The organism is Streptomyces sp. NPDC127084 (genome assembly GCF_042724175.1).
GTDB lineage: Bacteria > Actinomycetota > Actinomycetes > Streptomycetales > Streptomycetaceae > Streptomyces.
Genome location: NZ_JBHXFA010000151.1, coordinates 1 through 9,456, shown reverse-complemented (window position 1 = coordinate 9,456; position 9,456 = coordinate 1). Strand labels below are relative to the sequence as shown.

The following is a 9,456-nucleotide window of genomic DNA, read 5'->3' as shown; positions in this document are numbered from 1 at the left end:
CGTCAACCTCCCTGGGGCGGGGGCCGGGGCGCCCGCCCCCGTAGGCCGGGTACCGGTACGCGGGAGGGAGCAGGACGCGCGGGGAACGAGGCGCGGTGGGCGCCGGCCTCGCCGTCCGGCCGCGCCCTCCGCGCCCGCTCGCGCTCCCGCTCCCGCTCCCGCGTCAGGCCAGCCGCACGACCGCGCGCGACATGCCCAGCACCTTCTGGCCTGCCGACATCGCCGTCAGATCGACCCGCACCCGGTTGTCGTCGAGCTTCGCTGCGACCTTGCCACTGACCTCGATGAGCGCGCCCTGGTCGTCGTTCGGCACGACCACGGGCTTGGTGAAGCGAACCCCGTACTCGACCACGGCGCCCGGGTCGCCCGCCCAGTCGGTGACCACACGCGCCGCCTCGGCCATGGTGAACATGCCGTGCGCGATGACGTCCGGCAGTCCGACCTCCTTGGCGAACTTCTCGTTCCAGTGGATCGGATTGAAGTCGCCGGACGCTCCCGCGTAGCGCACCAGCGTGGCGCGGGTCACGGGAAAGCTCTGCACCGGCAGTTCGGTGCCGACCTCGACGTCCGCGTACGCGATCTTCGCCGCCATGTCGATCAGCCTTCCTCGGCGGCGCGTGCCACCAGCTTCGTCCAGGCGGTCACGACATGTTCGCCCGCCTCGTCGTGCACCTCACCGCGGATGTCCAGGATGTCGTTGCCCGCGAGGGACTTGATCGCCTCGATGGTCGAAGTGACCGTGAGCCGGTCCCCCGCTCGCACCGGGCGGGTGTAGGCGAACTTCTGGTCGCCGTGCACCACGCGGCTGTAGTCCAGGCCCAGTTGCGGATCCTCGACCACCTGCCCCGCGGCCTGGAAAGTGATCGCGAAAACGAAGGTCGGCGGGGCGATCACATCGGAATGCCCGAGGTGCTTGGCCGCGTCGGGGTCGGTGTACACGGGATTCGTGTCGCCGACCGCCTCCGCGAACTCCCGGATCTTCTCCCGGCCTACCTCGTACGGCGCGGTGGGCGGATACGTCCGCCCGACGAAGGACTGGTCGAGCGCCATGGCCTCGCTACCTCCTGTGTTACTGGATTCCTGAAACGACACGAGGCCGCCCCCCAAGAAGGGGGACGGCCTCGTGATCGAGCCTGATTCAGCGCGTCTCGCGGTGCGCGGTGTGCGCGTTGCAGCGCGGGCAGTGCTTCTTCATCTCAAGACGGTCCGGGTTGTTGCGCCGGTTCTTCTTGGTGATGTAGTTCCGCTCCTTGCACTCCACGCAGGCCAGCGTGATCTTCGGGCGGACGTCGGTGGCAGCCACGTGAGTGCTCCTTGGACGGACGGATGGACTGATTGCGTACGCCCACTATGGCCATGCAATGGTCAAGGTGGACGCATAAAAGAGTAGCCGATCGGAGGACCGACCCCGCAATCGGCTACTGTGTGTAGCGGTGACCGGACTTGAACCGGTGACACAGCGATTATGAGCCGCTTGCTCTACCGACTGAGCTACACCGCTGCGATGCCGGATTCACCTCGCCCGAGGGCGAGGATCTTCCAACATCAGAGCCCCAATACGGAATCGAACCGTAGACCTTCTCCTTACCATGGAGACGCTCTGCCGACTGAGCTATTGGGGCGAGCGATGAAGACATTACACGGTCCGCGACCGATCGCCCAAATCCGTTTACTCGATCTGCTACCCGCGGCGTTCGGGCACCGTGACGGCGATGCGAGCGGCCGCTGTCCGGCAGGCCGCCCTGATCGCCTCGTACGCCACTCGCGGCCACACCGGTACGACTATTGCGCTCCTCCGCGAAGCACGGCGCGTACCGCCCTAGGGTCCTTCTGACGTCCCCCGCCCTTCAGCTCTTCCGCCTTCCGCCACTTCAGGAGCGCCATGCCCGACAGCCAGGCGGAGCCGCCAGACGGCGCCACCGCCGACTCCACCGTGCTGACCCTGTGCGGTGCCCGTCTCACCGACGGCCGCACGGTCGACGTGCGGCTGAGCGGCGGCCGGATCGAGGCCGTCGGCACCGCCGGAAGTCTCACCCCGCGCTCGAAGCCCCTGTACCCCATGAGCCCTTCTGGTCTCTCCAGTCCGTCCGGCCTATCCAATCCTTCCGGTGCTTCGAGCTTTTCGGGTTCTTCGGGTTCCTCGGGTTCTTCGGGCTCCTCGGGCTCCTCGGGCTCCTCGGGTTCTTCAAGTTTCGCGAACCCCTCGAACACCGCGAACCCAGCGAACCCTTCGAAGGCGCATTCCGCGCGCGTGGACCTCAGCGGCTACCTGCTGCTGCCCGCCCCCGCCGAGCCGCATACGCACGGCGACACCGCGCTCACCGCTCCGTCGCCTGACGGTCCCGTGTCCTGCGCCGTCGAGGAGATCCAGCGCCGCGCCACGGAGGCAGCGCTGCTCCAGCTCGGACACGGCGCCACGGCCCTGCGCTCCCATGTGCGGATCGGAGACGTCCAAGGCCTGGAGTCCCTGGATGCCGTACACCAGGCGCGGCGTTCACTGCGCGGTCTCGCCGAGCTCACCACCGTGGCCGTACCGCGGCTGCTGACCGGCGTGGCCGGCGCCGACGGTCTCGCGATGCTGCGTGACGCGATGAAGATGGGCGCCTCCGTGGTCGGCGGCTGCCCCGACCTGGACCCGGATCCGGTCGGCTACACGGAGACGGTGCTGGACATGGCAGCGGAGCACGGCTGCCCGGTGGATCTGCACACCGACGGCGATGACCCCGCCCGGCTGGCCCGCCTCGCGACGATGGCGGGTGGGCTGCGGCAGGGGGTCTCGATCGGCCCTTGCGCGGGGCTCGCCCGGCTGCCGGCCGATGTGGCGTCCCGTACAGCGGACCGGCTCGCGGCCGCCGGAGTCACCGTGGTCTGCCTGCCCCAGGGCGGCTGCACCGGCGCCGAACTGCGCGGCAGCGCCCCCGCCCGGCTGCTGCGCGCCGCCGGGGTGCGGGTGGCTGCGGGCAGCGGGGCGATGCGCGACGCCGCGAACCCGGTGGGGCGCGGGGATCCGCTGGAGGCGGCCTTTCTGCTGGCCTCGCAGGGCAGACTGCGCGCGGCGGAGGCATACGAGGCAGTCAGTACGACGGCGCGGCGGGCGATGGGGCTACCCGAGGTGCGGGTGGAGGCGGGTTTCCCGGCCGAACTGCTCGCGGTGCGCGGACAGGAGCTCACGGGGGTGCTGTCGCTCGCGTACAGCCGGATCGTGGTGCACCGCGGCCGGGTGGTGGCACGGACCAGCGCGGTGCGGGAGTACTGCGACTCGGCCGCGGCTGTCGCGCTCGAACTGCCACGGCAGGGGAGGCCGGATCCCGGGCCGTAAGCACCGGGGGACGTGGGCTCGGGCCCCCTGCGCTGCCCGTGCCCGCGCCGCTACAACTACGCGGCCTGCCCGCCGCGCTCCCCGCGCGAGCCTGCGCCGCGGCGCCTGGGAAGCCTGCCCGCGCCGCGGCAACCACCGCGGCCCGAGTCGGGGCCCGGCCCGCGCGTCGGGGCAGCGACCGGCGTACGGTCGTGAGCATGCGCATTGTCATCGCGGGAGGACACGGTCAGATCGCGCTGCGCCTGGAGCGGCTGCTCTCGGTGCGCGGACACGAGGTCGCGGGCATCATCCGCAAACCCGAGCAGGGCAATGCCCTGCGGGCTGCCGGTGCCGAGCCGGTCCTGCTGGATCTGGAGTCGGCCTCGGTGGAGCAGGTGGCGGCGGTGCTGCAGGGCGCCGACGCGGTGGTGTTCGCCGCCGGCGCCGGACCGGGCAGCGGCGCGGAACGCAAGGAGACCGTGGACAAGCGGGCAGCGATGCTGACCGCCGATGCGGCCGAACGGGCGGGCGCACACCGGTTCCTCATCGTCTCCTCGATGGGCGCCGACCCCGCCCATACGGGCGACGAGGTGTTTGACGCGTATCTGCGTGCCAAAGGCGCGGCGGACGAGCACGTACGCGGCAGGGCCGGTCTGGAGTGGACGATCCTGCGGCCCGGGATGCTGACGAACGACGCGGGTACGGGACTGGTCAGGCTGGAGGCGGGGACCGGACGCGGGCCCGTGCCGCGCGACGACGTGGCCGCGGTGCTCGCGGAGCTCGTGGAGACCCCAGCGACGGCGGGGCTGACGCTGGAGCTGATCAGCGGGTCGGTCCCGGTCGCGGTGGCCGTCAAGGCGATCGCGGGCAACTGAGCGATGGCGCCGTTCCCGCAGCCGTGGCGCGGCTACTTCACCCGGACCAGGCTCGCGTAGACGACCAGATTGCCCTGGTAGCCCGTGGACTTGCGGTAGCCGCCGCCGCAGGTGACGATCCGCAACTGGGGCGCCGAGCCGCCTCCGTAGACCTTCCGGCTCGGGAACGAGCGCTTGGCGTACACCTCCACGGCGTCCACGGAGAACACCGCTGTGCGCCGGTCCTGGCGGGTGATCTCGATGGTGCTCTTCTTGCGCAGCGCGCCTAGCTGGTAGAAGACGGCCTGCCCGGTGGGGGTGTCCACATGCCCGGCCACGATGGCGGCTCCGGCTTCCCCCGGTGCCGGCCCGCGGGCGTACCAGCCGGCCAGGTTGGAGCTGCCGGGCGGTGGCAGTTGCAGCGAACCCTTCTTGTCCAGCGCCAACGTCGTCATCGACGCGTCGACGTGGATGGCGGGGATACGCAGCCTGACCGGCGCGGAACGCGGCAGGGCGTGTGCCGCCCGGTCGGCCGCACTCAGCCCTGGGCCGTGCCTCGCCGACTGCTCCGAGGACGGCTGCGGAGGGTTCCCGCCGATCAGCCCGCGGACCAGCAGCCAGATGCCGAGCGGCACGACGATGAGGAGGATTCTGCGCGAAGGCCCGGGCGTATGTCGTTCAGCGGCGCGGGCCCGCCGCTCAGACGGAACCGCTGTCGGCACGGCGCCGCATCGCGATCAGACCGATGGCCGACGCCCCGGCGAGCAGCGCGGAGCCGATGACGACCTCCGTGCCGTTCAGTCCCGTCGCACCGCCGAAACCTCCGTGCACCGCGCCGTCCGGGCGGCGGGCGACCTGATAGGTCGTCTCCACGAGGGTTCCGGGCGGGCATTTGACCGTGAGGTCGTAGACCCCGTCCTCGATGTCGTCGGGGACGGTGAAGCCGCCCGCGAGTTCGCCTCCGTCGCCGGTCTCGGTGAGATTGACCTGCCCCGCGTACTCCGCCTGCCCCTTGGCATAGGTCACGTCGTCCTCGCAGACCGTGGTGCTGACCGTGACCGTCGAACCGGGGAACGCCACATCCGGGCTGACGCTGATCCCTGATTCGTCGGCGGCCGTCGCGACGGCCGGCCATCCGCAGGCGATCACGACCAAGGCGCCGACGGCGAGAACACGTGTACTGCGCATGACTGACCTCATGACCGACCACCAGCCTCCGGATGAGCGCGCGGCAGGACTCCTCGTCCCGGCAGGGGCGCCGCACTCACACCCCAAGAAAATCAGCTCGTATTACTAAATGACCGAAATGACACGAGCTGATACATCGACCTGTCGGTGCGTCAGGTCATCAACGCAGCTCACACGAGTCGATGGATCCGACAGCAGAACACCGGAAGGCCGGAGCCACCCGGCGAACGGGTGGCGGCTTACGCGCCCCGGACGCGACGGAGCCCGGCGGCCGTGCTGCCGCCGGGCTCCATCAGAGGTTCAGCCGTTCGAAGACGCTCAGGTGCCGGGCTTGCGTCCGTACACGAAGACCTCGTCCCCGTTACGCAGCAGGCTCCAGTACTTGGCCGCGTCCGTCTTGGTCATGTTCACGCATCCGTGCGAGCCGGGCGGAGCCCAGACGCTGACGCCGACCGAGTGGAAGGCCTGGCCGCCGTCGAAGAACTGGCTGTACGGCATCGGCACGTTGTACAGGGACGACACATGGTCGATGTTGCGCCAGTAGACCTTCTTCAGGCCGGTGCGGGTCTCGTACCCGTTCCGGCCGGTGCGCACCGGGACCGGCCCGTACACCAGCTTCGACCCGTCCTGGACCCAGCTCAGCTGGAGCGTCAGGTTGACGCAGGCGATCCGGCCCTTGTTCGTCGGGCAGGAGCCGGCCTTGTTCGGGGTCTTCCCGACGGCCTTCTGCTTGTTCATCAGATCCATGACGCCCCAGGTGATGGGCCCGGCATAGCCCGCGTTCGGGGATATCGAGTGCTTCGTCTGGAACGCCTGGATCGCCTTGCAGTCGGTGGCGGACTGCTTGCCGTCCACCGGCCGGCCGAGGAACTTCTCGACCTGCTTCTGATACGGACCGGTCTGCGTGTTGCAGGACGCCGCCTGCGCGGTCCCGGTCCCCATGGCCAGAGTGAGCGGGGCCACCAATGCGGTGATCCCCAGTGCGACGATTCCTCGTCGGCGTATGTCTCCCATGGCTGTCGACTCCTTATGCGTACGCGCATGGCGCGAGTTCCGCCTGGTAGACGCCGCGGGGCGGGCGGTAGTTGCACGGCGGAAGGGGACAGTTCCGTAACAGCCGGGCTTCAGGGCCGCCAGCGGGGCCCCTCCCAGTCGGGGTTGTCAGGGCTCCCGAAGTGGAACGGGACCCTGAGTCGGGCGGCCAGGGCCCGGCCGGCGTGATCGGCCGCCACGGCCGACGGATGGCGGGAGGCGGTGTCCTCGCCCTCGAGGTACCACTCGGCGGCGCCCCGGTAGATGGTGGCCAGGCCGTGCTCACCCGGCGGGTCGGCGGTGACGGCCAGCAGGCACACGAACCAGTCGTGCACCGTGTCGCCGTCCCAGACCGCCTCGATCGCCACAATCCGGCCGGAGGCGGTGGAGGCACGGGCGGCGAGGGAGTCCGGGTCCAGCGGGTCGTCCGGTGTGCGGGCGACCCGGTCGCCATGGTGCGCGTAGCGGTCGTACACCACCTTCTGCGCGTCGATCAGGCTCAAACCTCGCGCACGGCCCGCTTCCCAGACGGTCCGCACCGCGAGGATGAAGGCGTCCCGGAGGACCTGCTGATCAGCCTCGCGCCGGACGCCTTCGGGCAGCGAATCCCACCACTCGGCCGTGGTCATGCCGGTCATCAAGATCCTTTCCGCCGTGGGGAACGCCCATGTCGGCCCGTCCGCACGTAGGTTGATGGTCATGACCTTACGGATACGCGGCGTCGCCCTACCGGAGCGCGAGGAACGCACGTACTGGATCGACGGCGAGACACTGCGGACCGTGCCTCCCGCCCGGGCGGCGGCGAAACAGGTCGAGACCGTGGTGGACGGCGGCTGGCTGCTGCCGGGACTGGTCGACGTCCATACGCATCCCGGGACGGAGGATCCTGACACCCCGTTCGACGAGGCCTTGCTGCGTCGGCACCTGTCGGCGCATCGCGATGCGGGGGTGCTGCTGGTGCGGACGCCGGGGACCAAGGGCCGGATGCCCGGCTGGGTCGACACGGAACCGGATCTGCCTCGCGTGCGGTCGGCGGGTCGATGGCTGGCGACACCCGGGCGGTTCTTCCCCGGGGTGGGCCGGGACATCGAGGAGGGCGAACTGCCGGAGGCGGCCGTCGAGGAGGCCACGGCCTCCTCGGGCTGGTGCAAGATCATCGGCGATTGGCGGTGGGATGAACCCGCCGTACCGCTGGACGTGATGCGAGCGGCCGTGGCCGCGGTGCACGCTGCCGGCGGACGGGTCGCGGTGCACTGCCAGACCGCTGAAGGCTCGCGGAACGCCGTGCTGGCCGGCGCTGACAGCCTCGAACACGGGATGCATCTCGACCCGGAACTGCTGGACCTGATGGCCGCTCAGGGCACCGCGCTCGTGCCGACCCTTTCGGCGTTCGCCCGCAGCGCCGAGCGCTGGCAGCGCCGGGAACCCAGCGTGAAGCGCTCGCACTGGCTCGACGGCTGGCGGGGGACGCTCGACAACGTCCGGCTGGCCCACGAGGCGGGCGTCACCGTACTCGCCGGAACGGACAGCTTCCCGTGCGGCACTGTGGCCGCGGAGTCCGAGCGGCTGGCGCAGGCCGGGATGCCGGCCGACGCGGCACTCGGGGCGGCCTCCTGGACGGCCCGGGAGTGGCTGGGACTGCCCGGGCTGATCGACGGGGCGCCCGCCGATCTCGTCGCGTACGACAAGGACCCCACGGCGGTAGGAGCCTCCGGGACGCTGGGGCGACCGAAACGGGTGATCCTGCGGGGCCGGGTCGTGCGCTGACTACGCGAACCGGACGACGGCCCCTCAGGGGCGCCGCGGGGCGGATCAACAAGGACGCGGCGGACGACCTCGTCGCGATCAACGGCTCGGGCAACGAGTACGCCTCCGCCCCCGGCCGCGTGCTGCTCGGCGGTCCGGCGACCCGAAGATCCAGTACGACTGGGGTTACGACTTCACCGACCTGGTCGGCTGACCCACCGCCGGGCCACCACCGCCCGAACGTGTCCGGGGCCTGAGCCGCCGTCAGGCCCCCGACGCCACACTCGCGCCCGAGCGCCGGGCTCACCGGCACACCGACCCTCAGGTGAAGACCGGCACCGAGTGGAGCGGAGTCGACGGCGGGAGTAACAAAAACGGCCCCTGCCTGCGAAAACGCAGGACAGGGGCCGTTCTCATCGCGTGGCGGCGCCAGGATTCGAACCTGGGTAGGCTAAGCCGACGGATTTACAGACTTCTGTCTTTCAATCACTCTGACCTCTTCTGATCTGGGCCGGAGCGGACATTGCAGCTCGTACACGTCCCAGCCGTCCACTCCTCGTCCACGGCAACCTAACGGGGCAAAGGAAGGGCCTCTCCGGCGACGCGGACCATAGGGTCGGCTGCGCCGACACGCTGCAACACCTGGGTGTTGCAGCCGCCTTTGGCCGGACAGCCCGGACACATGCACTCAGAACTGTCCGCCCTGAATGCGCTGGCCAGACCCTTAACCGGACAGCCGGACAGCGGCTACGTCTCTACCTCTGCCGATGCGAGCATTTCCGCAGCGATAAGTGCATCAGACGCAGCGCTGCGCACCTCAGGTTCGAGGTCGTTCTGAGCGTGTTCGTGAAGCATCGCCCTGGCTCGAAGATCTCGGGGGCATCCGAACGCGAGGACCCATGAACCGCCAGCTCTGACAACGAGGTGCGCGTCCTCAAGCGCACGTCTCCCAGCCTCGTACACGTCGTCTGGTGGAAGCATGGCAGCCCATGCCTGGAAGGCCTGCAACCGCAATTCTGGTTCAGGATCATTACCCGCGCGGTCGGTGATCCCTGCAAGGGCTTCTGAGCGGTGCGGAAAGTGCTCGGCCAGCAGGTGCAGTGCCATGTAGCGAAGCGATTCGTCGGGGTCGGCGACGACCCGGCCAACAAGAAGCGCCAGCGTCTCAGGCTCCTGCGGGAAATGCACGGCTAGCAGCCGAAGAGCCGTTGAGCGAGAAAATCCGTCGGGGTCGGCGGTGGCCCGGTCAACAAGAAGCGCCAGCGCCTCGGGCCGCTGCGGGAAATACTCAGCCAGCAGCCGAAGAGCCATTGAGCGAGGCGATCCGCTGGGGTCGGC

At 69.9% G+C, this 9,456-nt stretch carries 10 protein-coding genes, 2 tRNA genes and 1 pseudogene; 3 read left to right on the top strand and 10 right to left on the bottom strand.

Going from position 1 to position 9,456, the window contains the following annotated elements:
* Nucleotides 1-163: 163 nt before the first annotated feature.
* The 5 genes from ACFWI9_RS27550 to ACFWI9_RS27530 form a co-directional block, all read right to left on the bottom strand.
* Nucleotides 164-592, bottom strand: coding sequence for a MaoC family dehydratase (locus ACFWI9_RS27550; RefSeq protein WP_387166005.1), 429 nt, complete (start codon nucleotides 590-592; stop codon nucleotides 164-166).
* A 5-nt stretch (nucleotides 593-597) separates the two neighbouring features.
* Entirely contained in the window at nucleotides 598-1,050 is a 453-nt protein-coding gene (locus ACFWI9_RS27545; RefSeq protein ID WP_387166003.1) for a MaoC family dehydratase N-terminal domain-containing protein, read from the bottom strand.
* A gap of 88 nt (nucleotides 1,051-1,138) precedes the next feature.
* Complete coding sequence (gene rpmG, locus ACFWI9_RS27540) at nucleotides 1,139-1,303, bottom strand: 50S ribosomal protein L33 (protein ID WP_003948671.1); 165 nt, start codon at nucleotides 1,301-1,303, stop codon at nucleotides 1,139-1,141.
* A 125-nt stretch (nucleotides 1,304-1,428) separates the two neighbouring features.
* Nucleotides 1,429-1,501, bottom strand: a tRNA-Met gene (locus ACFWI9_RS27535).
* A 48-nt stretch (nucleotides 1,502-1,549) separates the two neighbouring features.
* A tRNA-Thr gene (locus ACFWI9_RS27530) sits at nucleotides 1,550-1,622 on the bottom strand.
* A gap of 260 nt (nucleotides 1,623-1,882) precedes the next feature.
* Between ACFWI9_RS27530 and ACFWI9_RS27525 the strand changes: the two genes are divergently transcribed.
* On the top strand, nucleotides 1,883-3,319 hold the full coding sequence (locus ACFWI9_RS27525) for an amidohydrolase family protein (RefSeq protein ID WP_387166001.1): 1,437 nt from the start codon (nucleotides 1,883-1,885) through the stop codon (nucleotides 3,317-3,319).
* A 197-nt stretch (nucleotides 3,320-3,516) separates the two neighbouring features.
* Nucleotides 3,517-4,173, top strand: coding sequence for an SDR family oxidoreductase (locus tag ACFWI9_RS27520; protein WP_387165999.1), 657 nt, complete (start codon nucleotides 3,517-3,519; stop codon nucleotides 4,171-4,173).
* Between the two features lie 32 nt (nucleotides 4,174-4,205).
* Here the strand turns inward: ACFWI9_RS27520 and ACFWI9_RS27515 are convergent, their stop codons facing one another.
* The 4 genes from ACFWI9_RS27515 to ACFWI9_RS27500 all read right to left on the bottom strand — a co-directional run bounded on the left by ACFWI9_RS27515 (nucleotide 4,206) and on the right by ACFWI9_RS27500 (nucleotide 7,010).
* Nucleotides 4,206-4,793: a class F sortase gene (locus tag ACFWI9_RS27515; RefSeq protein ID WP_387166019.1), complete on the bottom strand. Its 588-nt coding sequence runs from the start codon at nucleotides 4,791-4,793 to the stop codon at nucleotides 4,206-4,208.
* Nucleotides 4,794-4,851: 58 nt separating this feature from the next.
* A complete protein-coding gene (locus ACFWI9_RS27510; RefSeq protein ID WP_387165997.1) occupies nucleotides 4,852-5,340 on the bottom strand; it encodes a hypothetical protein in 489 nt (162 codons plus the stop codon).
* Nucleotides 5,341-5,658: 318 nt separating this feature from the next.
* Nucleotides 5,659-6,354 (bottom strand): L,D-transpeptidase, encoded by a 696-nt coding sequence (locus tag ACFWI9_RS27505; protein WP_387165995.1) that lies wholly within the window; start codon nucleotides 6,352-6,354, stop codon nucleotides 5,659-5,661.
* 110 nt (nucleotides 6,355-6,464) lie between these two features.
* The gene (locus ACFWI9_RS27500; protein ID WP_387165993.1) at nucleotides 6,465-7,010 is read right to left on the bottom strand and encodes a hypothetical protein; all 546 of its coding nucleotides are present in this window, start codon (nucleotides 7,008-7,010) and stop codon (nucleotides 6,465-6,467) included.
* 61 nt (nucleotides 7,011-7,071) lie between these two features.
* Between ACFWI9_RS27500 and ACFWI9_RS27495 the strand changes: the two genes are divergently transcribed.
* Complete coding sequence (locus tag ACFWI9_RS27495; protein ID WP_387165991.1) at nucleotides 7,072-8,139, top strand: amidohydrolase family protein; 1,068 nt, start codon at nucleotides 7,072-7,074, stop codon at nucleotides 8,137-8,139.
* Between the two features lie 726 nt (nucleotides 8,140-8,865).
* Here the strand turns inward: ACFWI9_RS27495 and ACFWI9_RS27490 are convergent.
* Nucleotides 8,866-9,456 (bottom strand): annotated as a pseudogene (locus ACFWI9_RS27490) (signal transduction protein with Nacht domain protein); the annotation flags it as partial.

Bases quoted from the DNA above. Each gene is read 5' to 3' on its own strand.
- ACFWI9_RS27550 (WP_387166005.1), bottom strand. From the start codon at position 592: ATGGCGGCGAAGATCGCGTACGCGGACGTCGAGGTCGGCACCGAACTG.
- ACFWI9_RS27510 (WP_387165997.1), bottom strand. From the start codon at position 5,340: ATGCGCAGTACACGTGTTCTCGCCGTCGGCGCCTTGGTCGTGATCGCC.
- ACFWI9_RS27525 (WP_387166001.1), top strand. From the start codon at position 1,883: ATGCCCGACAGCCAGGCGGAGCCGCCAGACGGCGCCACCGCCGACTCC.
- ACFWI9_RS27500 (WP_387165993.1), bottom strand. From the start codon at position 7,010: ATGACCGGCATGACCACGGCCGAGTGGTGGGATTCGCTGCCCGAAGGC.
- ACFWI9_RS27505 (WP_387165995.1), bottom strand. From the start codon at position 6,354: ATGGGAGACATACGCCGACGAGGAATCGTCGCACTGGGGATCACCGCA.
- ACFWI9_RS27495 (WP_387165991.1), top strand. From the start codon at position 7,072: ATGACCTTACGGATACGCGGCGTCGCCCTACCGGAGCGCGAGGAACGC.
- ACFWI9_RS27520 (WP_387165999.1), top strand. From the start codon at position 3,517: ATGCGCATTGTCATCGCGGGAGGACACGGTCAGATCGCGCTGCGCCTG.
- ACFWI9_RS27545 (WP_387166003.1), bottom strand. From the start codon at position 1,050: ATGGCGCTCGACCAGTCCTTCGTCGGGCGGACGTATCCGCCCACCGCG.